Genomic DNA, 17370 nt, shown 5'->3' with positions numbered 1-17370 from the left:
ACCTTGCCGTGCCCCTCTTGCCTAGAACCGAATTCTAGAAGCAGAGTGGGACCATGATGGAGGAGTACGCGGACCGCGTGTGGCGTGGGGAGACCGGCGACAGCATCACGGATCCCGGGTTGTCCGGCAGGGGTGTGATGACCGTCGCCGACGGCCTGGGGTGGTGGCCCGGTTTCGGCAACGTGATCGCGTTCGAGACGGAGGGCCACCTGGCGCTCTGGGACACCAGCAGCCCGTTCTCGGCGGGCAAGCTGTACGAGGACGTGCGGGGATGGACCCGGGCGCCGCTGACGGCCGCGTTCTACTCGCACGGCCACATCGACCACGTCTTCGGCACCGGGCCGTTCGAGGAGTCCGGGCCCCGGGCGACGGTGTACGCGCACGAGGCCGTCGTGCCGAGGTTCCAGCGCTACCTGCTGACCAGCGGCTACAACGCGGTGATCAACCAGCGGCAGTTCCAGCTCCCCGGCCTCCAGTGGCCCTCGGAGTACCGCCACCCCGACGTCACCTACCGGGACGCGCTCACCGTCAGGCTCGGCGGGCTGACCTTCGACCTGTTCCACGCCAAGGGCGAGACCGACGACGCCACGGTCGCGTACGTGCCCGAGCACCGGCTGCTGCTGCCCGGCGACCTGTTCATCTGGGTCACCCCCAACTGCGGCAACCCGCAGAAGGCGCAGCGCTACCCGCGCGAGTGGGTGCACGCCCTGCGCCGGATGGCCGCGCTCGACGCCGAGATCATGCTGCCCAGCCACGGCGCCCCGATCTTCGGCCGCGACCGCATCCGGCAGGCGCTGCTGGAGACGGCCGAGTGGCTGGAGTCGCTGGTCACCCAGACGCTCGGCCTGCTCAACGCGGGCGCCCGGCTGGACGAGATCGTGCACGCCGTCCGGCCGCCCGGCCACCTGGCCGACCGGCCGTACCTGCGGGCCCGTTACGACGAGCCGGAGTTCGTGGTGCGCAACCTCTGGCGGCTCTACGGCGGCTGGTACGACGGCAACCCGGCCAACCTCAAGCCCGCTCCCGACGCGGTGCTCGCCCGGGCCGTGGCGGACCTGGCGGGCGGCGCCGGGAAGCTCGCGGACGCCGCCGTGAAGGCGCTGGCGGACGGCGACGAGCGGCTCGCCGGCCACTTCGCCGAGATGGCCGCGCTCGCCGCTCCTGACGACCCGGGCGTCCACCGGGTCCGCGCCGACGTCTTCGCCGCCCGCGCCGCCCGCGAGGCGTCCCTCATGGCCAAAGGTGTCTTCACCTGGGCCGCCTCCGAGTCCGCGGAGCGGGCCGGCTCCTGACCGGTCAGCCGAAGTGCGACCGGGTCTCGGCGAAGGCCCGGTCGGTGCCCTCCAGCGCGAGGGCCACGTCCTGCTCCGTGTGGGCCGCCGACATGAACCAGTTGTGCCAGGGGTGCAGGTAGACGCCGTGCCGCAGGCAGGCGTCGCTCCAGTGCAGGGCGACCGACAGGTCCGCGTCGCCGTCGAAGCTGAGCCACGGGATCGTCACCGGGCCGGTCTGGTTCACCACGAAGCCGTGCGCCTTGGCCTGCGCGTACAGGCCCTCCCTGAGCTGGGTGCCGGCGCGCTCCATCGCCGCGATGCCGTCGGTGTCGCGCAGGGTCTCGATGGTCGCCTTGGCCGCCGCCATGGCGACCGCGGAGAACCAGAACGACCCGGTCGTGTAGAGCGTCTGGGCCGCGCCCCGCAGCGCGTCGACGCCGGTGAGGGCGGCGATCGGGTAGCCGTTGGCCATGGCCTTGGACCAGGCCGTCAGATCCGGCCGCACCCCGTACCGCTCCCACGACCCGCGCAGGTCGATCCGGAACCCGGCGCGCACGTCGTCGATCACCAGCGCCGCGCCGAGCCGGTCGGCCAGCGCCCGCGCGCCCCGCGCGAAGGCGGGCTCGACCAGGGCCTGGTCCTCGAACGAGTCGTGCTTGAACGGCGTCACGATGATCGCCGCCACGTCGTCGCCCGCGCTCGCGGCGGCGGCCTCCAGCGACTCCAGGGAGTTGTAGTCGAACTCGACCAGGTCGGCCCGCTCGTTCGGGGTGGTGCCGGCGGTGGAGGGCGTGCACCACGGGTCGGCCCCGTGGTAGGCGCCGTGCGCGCGGAGCACCTTGGTGCGGCCGGTGGCGGCGCGGGCGACCATGAGCGCCTGGGTGGTGGCGTCGGTGCCGTTCTTGGAGAACATCGCCCAGTCGGCGCTCGGGATCGTGTCGACCAGCAACTCGGCCAGCTCCACCATGATCGGGCCGGGGCCGTTGAGACAGTCGCCGAGAGCGGCCTGCCGGGCGGCGGCCTCCTCCACCCGGGGGTGGCGGTGGCCCAGCACGACCGGCCCCCAGCTGCACATGAAGTCGATGTACGCGCGCCCGTCCGCGTCCCACTGCCGGCAGCCTTCGGCCCGCTCGAAGAACTGCGGGTAGCCGGGGGCGAAGATGGCCGCGTTGAGGTGCCCGTACATGCCGCCGGGGACGACCTTGGCGGCCCGCGCGCGGAGTTCGGCGTCTGTCATCGGAGACTCCTAAGGGGTGGTCAGTCGAGGAGGGCCAGCACGGCGTCGAGGTCCGTGAGCCCGGCGTCGGAGCCGAGCCCGGTGGCCACCAGGGAGGCGGCGGCGGTGCCCCAGCGGGCGGCGGTGGGCACGTCCTCGCCGTGCAGCAGGCCGGTGACGAACCCGGCGCAGTACGCGTCGCCGCAGCCGGTGGTGTCGGCCACCTCCGTCTTGACGGCCGGGACCCGTTCGGCGCCCGCGCCGGTCACCACGAGGCTGCCCGCCTCGCCCAGCGTGACGAGCACGCCGCGCGGCCCCTCGGCCAGCAGCGCCCCGGCGGCCTCCCGCACGTCGTCGGCGCCCGCCATCAGCCGGGCCTGGCTCTCGTTCGGCAGCACGTAGTCGACGTGCGGCAGGAACGCCCGCGCCAGGCCGAGCAGGTCCGGCATCTCCGACAGCAGGTCCATGGTGACCACCGTGCCGGCGGCCCTGACCTCGTCGAGCAGCGCGAAGAAGGCGGGGTCGGCGAGCGCGAAGGTGACGTCCACACCGCCCAGGTGGATCGCCCGCGCCCGGCGCAGCAGATCGGTGTCGAGGTCGGCGGGCGTGACGCCGAGGTTCGCGCCGGGGACGTGGAAGCTGGGGCGCCCGCCGTCCGGCCGGATCGGCAGGATCGAGGCGGCGGTGCGCTCCCCCGCCCGGCGGACCAGCCGGGAGACGTCCACGCCGTGCTTGGCCAGCACCGCGACGAGGAAGTCGCCGAGCTCGTCGTCGCCGGCGGCGCCCATGGTGACGACCTCGTTGCCCAGCTTGACCAGGTCGACGGCGGTGCCGGCGGCGGAGCCCGCGGCGGTGAGCCGGATCTCGTCGACGAGCACGGTGTCCTGCCCGTCGGGGATGTGCGAGACGGGCCTGGCGAGGATGTCGACGATGTGCACGCCGACGGTGACGACGGTCATGGTTTAAATAGACAGACGTCCGACTAAAAAGTCAATATGCTGGAGCGAACACGGAAGGGGGCATGCCGATGCCGAAGGTCGTGGACCACGACGAGCGCAGGCGCGAGGTGCTGTCAGCCGCCCGCCGGGTGATCGTCAGAGACGGCATCGACGCCGCCACCACCCGCGCCATCGCCAAGGAGGCCGGCTACTCCAACGGTGTCCTGGCCCACTACTTCACCGACAAGGACGAGATCCTGCTGTCGGCGCTGAGCCAGTCCCACGAGCGCATCCGCGACCGGCTGGCCCGCAAGGTCGAGGGCGTCTCTGGGCTGGCCGCGCTGCGCGAGCTGCTCCTCGACAACCTGCCGCTCGACGCCGAGCGCACCCAGGAGACCCGCCTGGAGGTGAGCTTCTGGAGCCGCAGCCTGGCCTCCGAGCGGCTGGCCGAGGTGCAGCGGTCGGAGGCGGCCGAGCTGCGCGCCGCCGTGCGCGACCTGCTCGGCCAGGCGAGCGCGGCGGGCGAGCTGACCACCGGGCAGAACCTCGACGACGTCACGGAGCACCTGCTCGCCCTGGTCGACGGCCTGAGCCTGCACCTGCTGCTCTATCCGGACCGGCTGCGCCGGGTCGACCTCGAACGACTCCTGCTCCAGCACCTGGACGGGCTCTGATTCGTTGCCGCATTTCGGACGACCGACTACATTGCCGCCATGAGCCTCCGCGAGCAGTTGTGCGCGTACGGCAGGCGCGCCGTCGAGCTGGGCCTGGTCATCGGGACGTCGGGCAACCTGAGCGTGCGCGAGGGCGACCGGGTGGCGGTGACCCCCTCCGGGGTGGCGCTCGACCGGCTGACCCCGGAGTCGTGCCCGGTCGTGGACCTCGACGGCCATCTCCTGGAAGGTGACGCGCAGCCGTCCTCGGAGACGCCGATGCACCTGGCGATCTACCGCACCACCGACGCGCGGGCGGTGGTCCACACCCACTCGGTGTTCGGCGCGGTCGTGGCCACCACGAAGACCGAGCTGCCGCCGATCCACTACAACGCGCTGATGCTGGGCGGGGTGGTCAAGGTCGCCGAGTACGCCACGTACGGCACCGACGAGCTGGCCGCGAGCGTGCGGGCGGCGCTGGAGGGCAAGCGGGCGGCGCTGATGGCCAACCACGGCGGGGTGACCATCGGCGCCACGCTGGAGGAGGCGTTCGAGGCCACCCGGCTGCTGGAGTGGCTGTGCGAGGTGTACGTGCGCGCGCTGGGCGTGGGCGAGCCGGCCGTGCTCACCGACGAGCAGCTCGCCGCCGTGGTCGAGCGCGCGCTCAACCCGCCGGAGTTCCCCCGCCGTTGAGCGCCCGCTCGGCGAGCCCGGTCGGCAGCCCGCCGGAGCCGGCGATCCGGTCGTGGAAGGACTTCAGCGAGCCGGTGTACGACGCGCGGATCCGTTCGATCTCGATGGCGCCGGTGAGGTACGAGGGCGCCTGGGTGGGCCAGGCGCAGTAGCGGCTGACCTCGCCCTGCGCGGTGCCGGGCGAGAGCGACGCCTTGGTGGCCATGAACGTCTCGGCCTCCTCGGTCGTCATGTCCCCGCAGTGCAGCGCGGTGTCCACGACGATGCGGGCCGCCCGGAAGATCCGGAAGTCCAGGTGGGCCAGCTCGGTGGCGGGCGTGCCGAAGTAGCCCTGCTCGTGCAGGAGCTTCTCCACGTACAGCCCCCAGCCCTCGGTGAAGTACGGGGTGCGGAACACCTTGCGCACCGGGTGCGGGTTGGCGGCCAGGGTCGCCAGGTGCCAGTGGTGGCCGGGGTAGGCCTCGTGGACCGCGATCGACGGCATCTGCGCCCGGCTGTTGGTGCGCAGCCGCTGCCGCACCTGCTCGGGCGTGAAGTGGTCGGGGGTGTACGGCACGAAGAACACGCCGGTGCGCGAGCTGCTGAGCGGCGGCGGCGCCAGGTAGTGGGCCACCGCCACGACGGGCCGGCTGTAGACCGCCGACGGCAGCACCAGGCACTCCTCGCCCTCGGGGAACGTCACCAGGTCCCGCTCGCGGACGAACTCCCTGGCCCGCCGGGTCTCGGCCTCGTACTCGGCCCGCATCCCCTCCAGCGTGCCGGGGTGGTCGTCCATGAGCGTCTCCATGGCGGCCCGCCAGTCGGGCGAGCCGCTCACCCGTACCGCGACCTCGCGCATCCGCCCGTCGAGCTCGTCCCAGGCGGCCCGGCCCTTCTCGTGCAGCTCGGCGGCGCCGTACCCGAGCAGTTCGCGCTCGCGCAGCAGGCGCGAGTAGAGCCGCTCGCCCATCCGCCAGGTGCCGCCGCACTGGAAGCCGTCCAGGAACGCGACCAGTTCGTCGAACGCGGCGGCGGCCGGCTCGGCGGCCTCGGCGAGCCGGGCCCGCAGGTCCGGGTCGCCGACCATGCCGGGGACGGTCTCGGTGAGGAAGGCGCGCCCGGTGCGCGCCTGGCCGAGCCCGCGCCGCACGATCAGCGGCGCGGCCAGCTCGGGGTCGAGGTTGGCCCGGCAGGCGGCCAGCACGCCGGGCACCTCGGCCAGCCGGGAGATCGCGGCGGCCACCAGCTCGGGCTCCGGCCTGAGCCGGTGCTGGAACGGCGTGAACAGGGCCGTGAAGACGGCCGACAGGTAGACGGCCGGGTCGCGCCGCCAGTCGGGCCACTCCGCCAGCGCGACCGCGCCGCGGAGCTGGGAGATCACGAGGTCACGGTCGATCGGGTCGCCCGTGTCGCCGGCCTCCAGCCGCGCCAGCCACCGGGCCTCCTCGCGCTCGCGCTCGGCGAACGCGGCGGCGGAGAAGTCGCCGAGCGTGTGGTCGTAGCCCTCGGCGCCCAAGGTGCTCGCCAGGACCGGACGCCGGGAAAAGTACCACCTGAGAAACTCGTCCACCGATGCACCATATCCTTGGCGAATGCCCCTTCAGATCACCGGCGCGTTAGGCGATCCCGACCTGATCCGGCTCCCCTGGGAGCTGCCGCTCGCGGAGTGGCCCCAGCACCACCTCGTCGACCTGCCGCGCGGCATCTCGCGGCACGTCGTGCGGTTCGCCCGGCTGGGCGGCAAGGTCTACGCGATCAAGGAAATCAGCGAGCGGTACGCCAGGCGCGAGTACCAGCTCCTGTGGGACCTGGCCAGGCTGGACGCGCCCGCCGTGGAGCCGGTCGCCTACGTCACCGGCCGCGAGGAGGGGCTGGACGCGGCGCTGATCACCCGGCACCTGCAGTTCTCGCTCCCGTACCGGGCCGTGATGTCCGGGACGCTGCGCCCCGACACGCTCACCCGGCTGATGGACGCGCTGGTCGTGCTGCTGGTGCGGCTGCATCTCACCGGGTTCTACTGGGGCGACTGCTCGCTGTCGAACACGCTGTTCAGGCGCGACGCGGGGGCGTTCGCCGCCTACCTGGTCGACGCCGAGACCGGCGAGATGCACCCGATGCTCAGCGACGGGCAGCGGCTCGGCGACATCGACGCCGCGCACCTGAACATCTTCGGGGAGATGCTCGACCTGGAGGCCGGCGGCCTGCTCCATCCGTCGATCGACCCGATGGACACCGCCGAGGACATCGTCAGCCGCTACCACCGGCTGTGGGCCGAGCTGACCCAGGACGAGATCATCGAGGAGGTCGACTGGCACCGGGTGGAGCAGCGGATCCGGCGGCTGAACCTGCTCGGGTTCGACGTGGCCGAGATGATGGTGCGGCGCAAGGTCGGCACCGGCCGGCTGATCGTCCGGCCCAAGGTGGTCGACTCCGGGCACCACCAGCGCCGCCTGCTGCGGCTGACCGGCCTGGACGCGGAGGAGAACCAGGCCAGGCGGCTGCTCAACGACCTCGACGGGTTCCGGGTCGCCGTGGGGCTGCGGCACGAGGACGAGGCGATCGTGGCGCACCGCTGGCTGGCCGAAGTGTTCCAGCCGACGATCGCGGCCATCCCGGCCGGGCTGCGCGGCAAGCTGGAGGCGCCGCAGCTGTTCCACGAGATCCTCGACCACCGGTGGTACCTGTCGGAGGCGGCCGGGAGCGATGTGGGGCTGGCCGCGGCGGTCACGTCGTACGTGGACAAGGTGCTGGTCTTCAAGCCCGACGAGAAGGCGCTCCTTCCGGACGAGGCGACGGAACCGAATGCGAATAACCTTCCCTGAGGCCTTTGGCATTTCCTCATAAATCGCGGGATTATCCCTCTCAGTAGGGTTTTTCTTCGCCTCAGCCGTAGACAACTTCATCTCGGTACGGCTCACGTTATCGCCGTTCATTTCCGTCTCTTCTGGCATCCCTAAGCTGTCCGCGTCCGCATGACGGCGAGGGAGGCCACCGTGCTCGCACTCGACAGCTGCCTGACCGAAGTCATGGCCATACCGGGAGCGCTCGACGCGATGCTCGTGGATCACACGAGCGGCATGGCCGTGTCCTTCAGCGGGCAACCCCGCGGCGTGGACGCCGACAAGGCGGCCGCGGCGCTGACCGAGATGCTGCGGGCCAGCATGGACGGGCTCTCGCGGGCCTGTCCCGGCGACACCGTGCGCATCGGCGACCTGCTGATCAGCACCGACCAGGGACACCACCTGATCAGGCTGATGGACACCCTGTTCGAGGGGCCGCTGGTGATCTACGTGCGCCTCGACATGGAGCGGTCGAACATCGCGCTGGCCCGCCACCGGCTGCGCGCCATCTCCGAGCAGCTGCTGGCGTGACCGATGCCGTCGCTGGACACGCTCCTGGCCGGCCTCGCCAAGGAACGGGCCACCGGTGCGCTGCGGGTGGGCCGCGCCGGCACCGTCTACCTCGACGACGGGCGCATCACGTACATGACCTGCGCGCAGGTGCCCGGCGCCGAGCGGCTGCTCGCGGCCGGTGGCCGGGTGCCGGAGTCGGCGCTGCGCAGGCTGCAGGCCGACGGCGGCGCCGAGCGCCTGCTGGAGGAAGGCCGGGTCACGCTCGGCGAGCTGCAGTACTGCGTGCTCGGCGCGGTGCTGGACGCGGCGTTCTTCCTGCTGCCGGTGACCGGCGCCCGGCCGAGGTTCCGGCCCGGCGAGGGGCACTGGCTCGGCGGGTGCTGGTACTTCGACGTGCCCGGCCTGGTGCGCGAGTGCGCGCGCCGCCGGGCACGGCTCGCCGAGACGTGGCCGCGGGCCGACCTGGACACCTCCCCCGTACGCGCCGCGCCGCGGATGCCCGGGCAGAGCGTGACGCTCAGCGACGTGCAGTGGGAGGTGGCGATCGGGGCCGACGGCGAGGCCACTCCCCTGGAGCTGGCCAAGCGGCTGGGCCGGTCCGGTTACGCGGTCCTGCTGGCGGTGCGCAGGCTGGCGGCGGCGGGCCTGATCGTCGCGGCCGAGGGGACGGAGCCGCTGCCCAGGCGGGTCAAGCGGCTCGACGTCGCCCGGCACAGGGCGGACGCCACCGCCGGCGGCCCGCTCGGCCCGGTCGTCACCGGGGACCCCACGGACATCGAGCTGCTGCTGCGGCTCAGGAAGGCGTTGGAGGAGCTGACGTGAGGTTCCCCTCACGCAGGAGGAGGCCATCTGTGGAACTGCGTCAAGAGGTGCTCAAGGAGATGGTTCTCCTGCGCGAACGGACGGCCGACGTCAAAGGGAGCGTGGCCTCCACCATCGACGGGCTGACGATCGCCTGCGACCTGGCGGAGGACAGCAGCGAGCACGTGTCCGCGCTGGCCGCGGCGCTGCTCGCGATGAGCCGGCGCATGATGATCCTGGCCGGGCGGGGCGACCTGGAGGAGACGCTCGTCTCCGGCAGCGCGGGCCACGCCGCGTTCTACGCCGCCGGCCCCACTGTCGTCCTCACAGTCCTGGCTGAGCCCGGCGCCAACCTCGGGCTGCTCCGGCTGGAGGGGCGCAAGACCGCCGCCGCGGTGGCGGCGGTGGCAGCAGGCAAGAAGTGACCATTCCTGATCGGAGGAAAGCATGGCCAGCATGGACATCTCTCTCAAGGAGATGATGGCGATCGACGGCTCCATCGGCGCCGCCATCGTGGACCACGGCAGCGGCATGGCGCTCGGCGCCCTGGGCGGGTCCAAGGACCTGGACCTCCAGGTCGCCGCGGCCGGCAACACCGAGGTCGTCAAGGCGAAGCTCCGGACGATGGACTCGCTCGGGCTCAACGACGCCATCGAGGACATCCTCATCACGCTCGGCGGCCAGTACCACATCATCCGGCCGATCTCCGGGCGCGGCGGCAAGGGCCTGTTCCTCTATCTGGCCCTGGACCGCGGCCGGGCCAACCTGGCCCTGGCCAGGCACCATCTCAAGGGCATCGAGGAGAAGCTGGAGGTCTGACCCCTCCCCCGAGAACCCGGCGGCACGCGTCCGGGCGCGGCGAGCGCGTGCCGCCGCCGGGGCGCATCTCGCGAGCGGCAGCCTCCCGGCGCTTCGCGAGGTGCGCCCCTTCCAACGGTCCCGGGATCAGCGGGCCGGGCCCGCGTGACCGGCGGTGAGCTTGGTGACGGCCTCGACGAGTTCCGGCCAGAGTGCCCGCGGGAGGTCGTGTCCCATGCCGGGGAAGACCTTGAGCTCGGCGCCCGGGATGGCCGCCGCCGTGGCCTGCCCGCCGGAGAGCGGGACGAGCTGGTCGTCGGCTCCGTGGATGACCAGCGCCGGGACGTTGAGCCGGGTGAGGGCCTCGGTCCTGTCGGGCGACGCCATGATGGCGGCGAGCTGCCGGGCGAACCCCGCCGGGTCGTGGCCGCGGTCGAACGCCTGCCCGGCCAGCCGCTGGACACGCTCGCGGTCGAGCTCGTACCCCGGGGAGCCGATGACCGACCAGGTCGCCAGCGCCTGGGTCATGGCCTCCTCCCGGGTGGTCACCGGCTTGGCGAACAGGACCGACCGGGCGCTCTCGCTCGGCGGGGCGACCGCGCCACCGGGGGTCGACATGATCGAGATGAGGGTGAGCACCCGCTCGGGGTGCCGGATGGCGAGCGACTGGGCGATCATGCCGCCCATCGAGGCGCCCATCACGTGCGCGGCCGGCCAGCCGAGGGCGTCCATCAGCCCGGCGGTGTCCGCGGCCATGTCGTCCAGCAGGTAGGGCGCCGGCTTGCCCGGTGCGGGCGCGCCCGCCTCGTGGAGGTGGGTGGACATCCCGGCGTCGCGGTTGTCGAACCTGACGACATGGTGCCCCTGCTCGGCGAGCTGCTCGCACAGCTCGTCGTCCCAGTGAATGAGCTGGGCGCCCAGCCCCATGATCAGGAGGAGCGGGCGCCCGTCGGGAGAGCCGAAGCTCTCGTACGCGATGTCGATTCCATGAGCCGATGCGGTCGAGGTCACGGCTCTAGAATGACATTCTAATCGTGGTGACGCAAAGGTCAGCGGCGCACGAGCTTGCGGATGCGCTCGCGGCCCAGAACCAGGCCGCCGCCGACGAGGATCACGCCGCCGGCCACGGCGGCTCCCGCCACGTTGCTCCGATCGGTGGCCGCGGCCGCCTCGGCGCCGCCGGCGGCGGGCTGCGGCTCGGCCGGGGCCTTGACGAGGTTCACCGGGTCGGCCTTCACGGGGCTGGTCTTCACGGGCTCGGCCTTGTCGCTGCCGGACTGGCCGGCGACGGCCTTCTCCTCGTCCTTCTTGTCCGCCTTGTCCCCTGCCAGGACCGGCGGGGCGGCCGGGTTGCGGTCCATGCGCTTGTAGGCGCCCTCGGAGAAGGCGACCGGGTGGTTCTTCAGGCCCAGGCCGTCGCCCCACTTGGTGATGACGTACTCGACCTCGATGTGGCCCTTGCCGCCGTTGCCGTCCACCATGAGCGTGCGCGGGTTGAACTTCCCGCCGGTCAGGTCGGCGAAGGTCTTGCCGTCCAGGTCGAGCATGATGCCCTTGCTGGACGGGACGCCCGGGCCGCGGTCGCCGACGAAGAACGGCGCCTTCTTGCCCTTGTAGATGACGTAGCCCTCGGTCAGCAGCGGCCAGCTCGGGCTGGCGGCCATGCCTTTCTGCATGGGCTTGCCGCTGGCCGGCAGGCCGGTGTCACCCGCGCGGCCGGAGCCGTCGTCCCAGAAGTAGGAGGCCGTGGTCTCGCCCTGGAGCAGGACCTTCTCCGTGCCCTTGTCGGTGTCGGCGTGAGCGGCGGCGCCGGAGCCGAGCGCCAGCGTGCCGGCGGCGGCGACGATCGCGGCGATGGAACGCATGCTGAAACGAGCAGACATGAAAAACAGAAGTCCTTTGTGAGGCAACAGCAAAGGTGCGCTCGCGGAACGACGTAGCCGGGCATCAAGCCGTACGGACGCTACGGTGGGAGCGCGAAAGGAAGATCAGGAAATGGTGCCGCTCAATCGGCGGCCGATGACATCCCGCGGTAGGGGGGACGGGCGCGGTGATTCATCACAGGAAAACGTCCTCTCCATCTCGCCTACCGGGTTAGCTGACGGGTTCGGACGTGGAGATGCCCTACCGGCCGCATGGGCCGGATTCACCCCAGAAGGTGGGTCCCCGGTTCCCGCGGGGGAGCGGGATTCGGCGCCAGGCAGCCGCCTCTTCCTGGTGAAGAGCCGAGGTCACTGCCTGGTAACGCCGACCAATCTAGCGAGCAAATCGGACAAACGCAAAGGTAAGCCCATGATTCGGGCGAAGATCTACCTAGAAAAAGGGGGTACGGCATGCCGTACCCCCTTGAACACCCAGATTCAGCCGCCGCTCTTGCGCCTGAAGGACCGCTTGCCGGCAGCCGGGCCGTGGGCTCCGTGGATCTTGGAATGGTCGGCGCCCCTACCACTGCCGCCAGATCCCGCCTGCTGGCCGCGCTTGCGCTCCAGTGCCTCACGGAACTTGCGCTTCATCTCGTCCTCGGGAGTCTCGTCGACTTCCGGCTCCGGGGTTTCCGCCATGAGGGCCTCCTGATGTGCGTACAGCCTCCAGCTTCGCACGCAGGCCTTGACAGCGCATAACCGGGATCATCGGCGGGACGCGCGCCGGCGACTTGGTGTTGCCTTGACCCGATCGAGGAAACACCACGGACATGCAGCTCTACCCCCCGGAGCCGCGGCGGTGAGCCCGCTCGCGTTCCTCGGCCGGGATCTCGCGATCGATCTCGGCACGGCCACCACCCAGATCTACGCCCCCGGCCTGGGCGTCGTGCTCAACGAGCCGTCGATGGCGGCGGCCTGCGCGGCCACGGGCCGCACGCTCTTCGGCGCGGACGCGTACGCGGCGTGCTCGCCCTCCAGCGGGGCGGACACGCGAGCGGTACGGCACGACGACGGGATCGCCCGCTGGCCGGTGCGCGAAGGCGGCGAGCTCGCCGGGCGGCTGGTCAAGCACTTCCTGAGCAAGGTGCACGGACACCCGTACGCCCGGCCGCGGCTGGTGATGGCGCTGCCCGACGGCGCCCCGCCCATCCTGAGCTCGGCCGTGCGCGACCTGGCCTACGAGGCGGACGCCAGGCGGGTGTACCTCGTCGAGCACGCCGTCGCGGTGGCGCTCGGCGCCGGGCTGCCGGTGACGGAGCCGGCCGGGCGCATGATCGTCGACATCGGCCCTCACCTGACCAGGATCGCGATCCTCGCCTGCGGCGCCGTCGTCGCCGCCGGGACCGTCCACGCCGGCGGCAGCGCCGTGAACGCGGCGATCGCCGCCCTGGTCGCCCGTGAGCACGGGCTGCTGGTCGGCGAGGCGGAGGCGGAGGCGGCCAAGCTCCGCGCGGGCCCGTCCTGGAAACCGCTGGACCGGCACGTGCTCGTCCGCGGCCTCGACCCGGAGTCGCGGCGCGAGCGGGTCGCGTGGCTGCCCGTCCAGCAGTTGTACGAGGTCACCCGGGCGCCGGCCGACGCCATCGCCCGCGCGGCGGCGACGGCCCTGGAGCGCTGCCCCGCCGAGCTCGCCGCCGACGTCGCCGCGCACGGGGCGGTGCTGACGGGCGGCGGCGCGCTGCTGCGCGGCCTGGCCAGACGCCTGCGCGCCGCCATGGGCGTGCCGGTGCGGCGCGCGGACCGGCCCGTCGAGTCGATGGCACTCGGCCTCGGCCGCTACGCCGACCGCCTGGGCGCCATCGGCCCCCGGCCCCCGGTGTGACAACCCTTACAGCGGGGTCGAACAGGTGCCGTGCGCGATGTAGGCGAGCCCGTCGAAGGCGGCGCCGAGCACGGCCGGGGTGAAGGTCAGCTTGTACGAGAAGCGCCCGGCCGTGGCGCCGTAACCGCGCACGTACTGCTGCTCGCCCAGCCACCGGGTCACCGCCTCGGGCCTGGGCCCGAGGCGCAGGTCGACGACGTGATCGCGGGGGCAGGCGGCAGCCAGCAGGGATTCGGCCACGTCGGGCCTGCCGGCGGCGGGCACCCGGTGGCGCACCGGCGGCCGCCGCACGTCGGGCCTGCCGAACCGGAGCCGCCTGGCCCGGAACTCACCCTGTCCGAACAGCAGGCCGAGCGCGTAGTAACCGGCGCCGTGACGCTGACGGAGATGATCTCCCATGACCGGAGCACCGAGGCGCGCGTAGTGGCCGGCGGCCACGTGACCGTTGTGGGCCCAGACGGCGACCTTCGCCGCCGGGTCCTCCAGCAGCCGGTCGATGTTGTCGGCCATGAACAGGTCGCGGGCCGCCCCGGCGGTGCGCGACCCGTCGGCGTCGCGCATCGGCCGCGTGACCAGTGTCGCGAACTGCCGCACGGTCCTGGCGTGCGCCTCCCCCGGCCCGCCGGCGCCCACCTCGTCGGCCAGCCCGCGGGCGGCCGCCTCGATCGCCGGGTCGAGCGGCTCCCCCACTCCCAGGCGCGTCTCCCCCAGCACCGCCAGCGGCCCGAGCAGCTCGCGGGCCCGCTCACCCAGGTGAGCGCGGAGCCACCGCAGCGACGCGGCGGGGAACTGCGGGTCGATCCCGGCGAAGCGCACCTTCGGCTCGGCGGTGCGGTTGTGCTCGCGCATCCACTCCACCACGGCCAGCATCTCCCGCGTCCGCCACGTCCAGAACCCGAGGTCGGCCAGCAGCCGCTCCGGCTCCCCCGCCCCGCCCAGGACGTAGGCGTCCAGGGCCTCGGACGCCGACACGCTGGCCTCCATCGCCAGCACGGTGAACCCCAGCTCCTCCACGAGGAACCGCAGCAGCCGGTGCTTGAGCAGGAAGAACTCCCGCGTGCCGTGGGTCGCCTCCCCCAGCCCCACCGCCCTGACACCGTCGAGGACCTCGCGCAGCGGCTCCAGGCCGGCGACCGGCCCGCGCGGGTCGAGCCCGTCGAGCGGGACGGCCCTGGACGCGAGCCAGCCGGTCACCTCGGCCGCTCCCGTCACGACCTGTCTCGGAGACTGGCCAGGGCGAGCACCAGGCCCAGCACGCCCAGCGCGACGCTCACCACCGTCAGCGTCGCGCCGTCGAGCCAGAGATGCAGCAGCCCGAAGTCGCGGTCGAAGAACTGGCGGGCCACGAACCCGCCGAACCCCTGGATCATGAGAATGACTCCGATGAACCCCATGCGGGCAACGCTGACACCCCCGGCGGGCCCGCCGCATCGGACCAAAGTATCGCCCGCATCAGCCCTTGGCCCATACCGCCCCACCGGATCACCTCTTTCTAGAGGATAAAGATCCGTTCGTCACGAAAAAGCACTACATTTGCGGCAGAGGCTACGTGGAAGGCGAGGACATGGCGCAGCTTCCGGGGCAGATCGACCCCAACGTGCCCAGTGTGGCCCGCATGTACGACTACTACCTGGGCGGCAAGGACAACTTCCCCGCCGACCGGGAGGCCGCGGAGCAAGTCATCGAGCTCGCCCGCCAGACCGGTTCCGACATCCGCGAGGTGGCCCTGGCCAACAGGGGATTCCTCATCCGGAGCGTGCGGCACCTGGCCCAGTCCGGCATCCGGCAGTTCCTGGACATCGGGACGGGCCTGCCGACGCAGGACAACGTCCACCAGGTCGCGCAGCGGGTCGCCGCGGACTCGAAGATCGTGTACGTGGACAACGACCCGATCGTGCTCGCCCACGCCCGCGCCCTGCTGGCCGACAACGCCGAGACGATCATCGTCCAGGGCGACCTGGCCGAGCCCGACGCCATCCTGGCCGCCGCCGAAGAGCATCTGGACTTCTCCCGGCCCGTGGCCGTGGTCGTGGCGGCCGTCTTCCACTTCTTCCACGACGACGACCAGGTGGCCAAGATCGTGGCGGCCCTCAGGCAGCCTCTGGTGTCCGGCAGCTATCTGGTGGTCTCGCACGGCTACATCGAGCCCGGAGAGAGCGAGGCCTCGAAGGTCGACGGGGTCCGCGGCGTCTACCAGCGCAGCACCTCGGGCGGCCTCGCCTGGCGCGGCCGGGAGGACCTGCTCGCGCTCTTCGAGGGCCTGGAGATCCTCCCTCCGGGTGTGGTGCCGGCCCAGAAGTGGCGCAACGACGACGACCCGTACCCGTGGCCTGGCCTGGTCAAGGGCGGCGTGCTCGGCGTCGTCGGCCGCGTCCCCTAGACCGGCGGGGCCGGGTCGTACTGGATGTAGTGGCGGGTCTCCTTGGCGCGCTCGGTGCCGGCCAGCCGGGCCACCAGGTGCAGCGCCATGTCGATGCCCGCCGACACTCCAGCGGCGGTGATGGTGTCGCCGTCGTCCACGAACCGGTAGCCGGGCCGCACCTCGATCGTCGGGTCCAGCTCGGTGAGGGTGCCGATGGCCGACCAGTGGGTGGTGGCGGGGCGGCCGGCGAGCAGGCCCGCGGCCGCGTACGCCAGCGACCCCGTGCACACGCTCGTCAGCAGCGGCACGGTGGCGCGCCGGTCGCGGAGCCAGGCCAGGTGCTCCTCGTCCTTGAGCAGCGGCCGGGTGCCGCGCCCGCCCGGGTGCAGCAGCACGTCCAGCGGCCCGACGTCGGCCATGCCGTGCTCGGCGACCAGCCCCAGGCCCTTGGCGGCGCGGACCGGGCCGGGCTCGCGGGCGAAGGCGACCACCTCGGCCTCGTCCGGGTGGGCGGCGGCCCAGGAGGCCAGCACCTCCCACGGGCCGACGGCGTCCAGCTCCTCGACGCCCTCGAACAGCAAGATCCCGATGCGCATCAGTGGCTCCTCGTCATGCGGAAGTGGCGGCGGTACTGCCCCGGGGTGACCCGCAGGCTCCGCCGGAAACAGCGGTGCAGGGTCTCGACCGTGCCGAACCCGCAGGCCCTGGCGACGGCTTCGAGCGTGTCGTCGGTGGTCTCCAGCAGGCGGCGGGCCGCCTCCAGCCGCACGGACTCGACGAAGGCGGCGGGCGTGCGGCCGGTCTCGGCGGTGAACACGCGGGTGAAGTTGCGCTCGCTCATGTCCGCCCGGCGGGCCAGCGCGGGCACGGTGAGGTCCTGGTCGGGGGAGGCGGTGATCCAGGCCAGCAGGTCGCGCAGCGGCTCGCGGGCCGGCCGCCGCGCTTCGAGCTGGGCGGAGAACTGCGCCTGCCCGCCGGGCCGCTGGACGAACATCACCAGGTGGCGGGCGATCCGCCGGGTCTCGTCCGCCCCGAGGTCGTCCTCGACGAGCGCGAGCGCCAGGTCGATCCCGGCGGTCACGCCCGCCGAGGTCCACACGTTGCCGTCCTGGACGAACAGCGCGTCCGGATCGACGACGACGGACGGGTGCCGCGCGGCCAGCAGGTCGCACGACGACCAGTGGGTGACGGCCCGCCGCCCGTCCAGCAGCCCGGCCTCGGCCAGCAGGAACGCCCCGGTGCACACCGACGCCACCCGCCTGGACCGCCCGGCCGCCTCCCGCAGCCAGCCGATCAGCCGCGCGTCGGCGCACGCCTCGGGCGTGCCGCGCCCGCCCACGACGACGAGCGTGTCGATGGCGCCTTCGCAACCGGCGACGGTCGCGGTGGGCACCACGGCCAGCCCGCCCGACGCGGGGACCGGCCCCGCCGCCACCGCGACGGTCTCGATCGCGTACGGTCCGGCCTGGTGGAACACCTCGTGCGGCCCGGTCAGATCCAGGATCTGGAACCCGGGAAAGATGACGAAGACGACGCGCACGTCTCTTATGCTCCAAGGC

20 protein-coding genes and 1 riboswitch are annotated in these 17370 nt (G+C 72.5%); of the genes, 10 read left to right on the top strand and 10 right to left on the bottom strand.

Features of this window, described 5'->3' with window-relative positions:
• Positions 1-53: 53 nt before the first annotated feature.
• Positions 54-1292: an alkyl sulfatase dimerization domain-containing protein gene (locus AB0K05_RS22180; RefSeq protein ID WP_364231220.1), complete on the top strand. Its 1239-nt coding sequence runs from the start codon at positions 54-56 to the stop codon at positions 1290-1292.
• A gap of 4 nt (positions 1293-1296) precedes the next feature.
• Here the strand turns inward: AB0K05_RS22180 and AB0K05_RS22175 are convergent, their stop codons facing one another.
• Both AB0K05_RS22175 and AB0K05_RS22170 read right to left on the bottom strand, forming a co-directional pair.
• Entirely contained in the window at positions 1297-2511 is a 1215-nt protein-coding gene (locus AB0K05_RS22175; protein ID WP_148029623.1) for an aminotransferase class III-fold pyridoxal phosphate-dependent enzyme, read from the bottom strand.
• A 20-nt stretch (positions 2512-2531) separates the two neighbouring features.
• Complete coding sequence (locus AB0K05_RS22170) at positions 2532-3449, bottom strand: carbohydrate kinase family protein (protein ID WP_364231218.1); 918 nt, start codon at positions 3447-3449, stop codon at positions 2532-2534.
• Between the two features lie 68 nt (positions 3450-3517).
• Between AB0K05_RS22170 and AB0K05_RS22165 the strand changes: the two genes are divergently transcribed.
• Both AB0K05_RS22165 and AB0K05_RS22160 read left to right on the top strand, forming a co-directional pair.
• Positions 3518-4102 carry a TetR/AcrR family transcriptional regulator gene (locus tag AB0K05_RS22165; RefSeq protein WP_364231215.1) on the top strand — a complete coding sequence of 195 codons (585 nt, stop codon included), beginning with the start codon at positions 3518-3520 and terminating at the stop codon, positions 4100-4102.
• Positions 4103-4141: 39 nt separating this feature from the next.
• On the top strand, positions 4142-4774 hold the full coding sequence (locus AB0K05_RS22160; RefSeq protein ID WP_148029620.1) for a class II aldolase/adducin family protein: 633 nt from the start codon (positions 4142-4144) through the stop codon (positions 4772-4774).
• Here AB0K05_RS22160 and AB0K05_RS22155 read toward each other — a convergent pair.
• Positions 4746-6323 (bottom strand): DUF885 domain-containing protein, encoded by a 1578-nt coding sequence (locus tag AB0K05_RS22155; RefSeq protein WP_364231212.1) that lies wholly within the window; start codon positions 6321-6323, stop codon positions 4746-4748. The genes AB0K05_RS22160 and AB0K05_RS22155 overlap by 29 nt on opposite strands.
• 22 nt (positions 6324-6345) lie before the next feature.
• Between AB0K05_RS22155 and AB0K05_RS22150 the strand changes: the two genes are divergently transcribed.
• The 5 genes from AB0K05_RS22150 (at position 6346) to AB0K05_RS22130 (ending at position 9726) form a co-directional block, all read left to right on the top strand.
• The gene (locus AB0K05_RS22150) at positions 6346-7575 is read left to right on the top strand and encodes a DUF4032 domain-containing protein (RefSeq protein WP_271277184.1); all 1230 of its coding nucleotides are present in this window, start codon (positions 6346-6348) and stop codon (positions 7573-7575) included.
• A gap of 171 nt (positions 7576-7746) precedes the next feature.
• The gene (locus AB0K05_RS22145; RefSeq protein WP_271277185.1) at positions 7747-8124 is read left to right on the top strand and encodes a roadblock/LC7 domain-containing protein; all 378 of its coding nucleotides are present in this window, start codon (positions 7747-7749) and stop codon (positions 8122-8124) included.
• A 3-nt stretch (positions 8125-8127) separates the two neighbouring features.
• On the top strand, positions 8128-8928 hold the full coding sequence (locus AB0K05_RS22140) for a hypothetical protein (protein ID WP_364231209.1): 801 nt from the start codon (positions 8128-8130) through the stop codon (positions 8926-8928).
• Between the two features lie 29 nt (positions 8929-8957).
• Complete coding sequence (locus AB0K05_RS22135) at positions 8958-9332, top strand: roadblock/LC7 domain-containing protein (RefSeq protein WP_148029615.1); 375 nt, start codon at positions 8958-8960, stop codon at positions 9330-9332.
• A 22-nt stretch (positions 9333-9354) separates the two neighbouring features.
• A complete protein-coding gene (locus AB0K05_RS22130; protein WP_271277187.1) occupies positions 9355-9726 on the top strand; it encodes a hypothetical protein in 372 nt (123 codons plus the stop codon).
• A gap of 126 nt (positions 9727-9852) precedes the next feature.
• Here AB0K05_RS22130 and AB0K05_RS22125 read toward each other — a convergent pair whose 3' ends face one another.
• The 3 genes from AB0K05_RS22125 to AB0K05_RS22115 form a co-directional block, all read right to left on the bottom strand.
• On the bottom strand, positions 9853-10716 hold the full coding sequence (locus AB0K05_RS22125; RefSeq protein WP_271277188.1) for an alpha/beta hydrolase: 864 nt from the start codon (positions 10714-10716) through the stop codon (positions 9853-9855).
• Positions 10717-10754: 38 nt separating this feature from the next.
• Positions 10755-11588, bottom strand: a complete 834-nt coding sequence (locus AB0K05_RS22120; protein WP_364231206.1) for a hypothetical protein — start codon at positions 11586-11588, stop codon at positions 10755-10757.
• A gap of 185 nt (positions 11589-11773) precedes the next feature.
• Positions 11774-11911, bottom strand: a riboswitch (cyclic di-AMP (ydaO/yuaA leader).
• Between the two features lie 154 nt (positions 11912-12065).
• A complete protein-coding gene (locus tag AB0K05_RS22115; RefSeq protein ID WP_148029613.1) occupies positions 12066-12266 on the bottom strand; it encodes a DUF5302 domain-containing protein in 201 nt (66 codons plus the stop codon).
• A 160-nt stretch (positions 12267-12426) separates the two neighbouring features.
• Here AB0K05_RS22115 and AB0K05_RS22110 point away from each other — a divergent pair, with 160 nt between their 5' ends.
• Entirely contained in the window at positions 12427-13449 is a 1023-nt protein-coding gene (locus tag AB0K05_RS22110) for a rod shape-determining protein (RefSeq protein ID WP_364231204.1), read from the top strand.
• 6 nt (positions 13450-13455) lie between these two features.
• Here the strand turns inward: AB0K05_RS22110 and AB0K05_RS22105 are convergent, their stop codons facing one another.
• Both AB0K05_RS22105 and AB0K05_RS22100 read right to left on the bottom strand, forming a co-directional pair.
• Positions 13456-14643 (bottom strand): erythromycin esterase family protein, encoded by a 1188-nt coding sequence (locus AB0K05_RS22105; protein WP_364231202.1) that lies wholly within the window; start codon positions 14641-14643, stop codon positions 13456-13458.
• Positions 14644-14657: 14 nt separating this feature from the next.
• Positions 14658-14843 carry a hypothetical protein gene (locus AB0K05_RS22100; RefSeq protein ID WP_222708829.1) on the bottom strand — a complete coding sequence of 62 codons (186 nt, stop codon included), beginning with the start codon at positions 14841-14843 and terminating at the stop codon, positions 14658-14660.
• 170 nt (positions 14844-15013) lie between these two features.
• Here AB0K05_RS22100 and AB0K05_RS22095 point away from each other — a divergent pair, with 170 nt between their 5' ends.
• Positions 15014-15829, top strand: coding sequence for an SAM-dependent methyltransferase (locus tag AB0K05_RS22095; RefSeq protein WP_364231199.1), 816 nt, complete (start codon positions 15014-15016; stop codon positions 15827-15829).
• Here the strand turns inward: AB0K05_RS22095 and AB0K05_RS22090 are convergent.
• Together AB0K05_RS22090 and AB0K05_RS22085 are read right to left on the bottom strand one after the other, a co-directional pair.
• A complete protein-coding gene (locus tag AB0K05_RS22090) occupies positions 15826-16407 on the bottom strand; it encodes a DJ-1/PfpI family protein (protein ID WP_364231196.1) in 582 nt (193 codons plus the stop codon). The genes AB0K05_RS22095 and AB0K05_RS22090 overlap by 4 nt on opposite strands.
• Positions 16407-17351: a GlxA family transcriptional regulator gene (locus AB0K05_RS22085; RefSeq protein WP_364231194.1), complete on the bottom strand. Its 945-nt coding sequence runs from the start codon at positions 17349-17351 to the stop codon at positions 16407-16409. The genes AB0K05_RS22090 and AB0K05_RS22085 overlap by 1 nt, the downstream gene beginning before the upstream one ends.
• Positions 17352-17370: the final 19 nt, after the last annotated feature.

Origin of the sequence: Nonomuraea sp. NPDC049486, assembly GCF_040676925.1 — a bacterium.
Lineage (GTDB): Bacteria > Actinomycetota > Actinomycetes > Streptosporangiales > Streptosporangiaceae > Nonomuraea > Nonomuraea ferruginea.
Note: the sequence above shows the minus strand (reverse complement) of the source record. Positions and strands in the feature narration are given on the sequence as shown.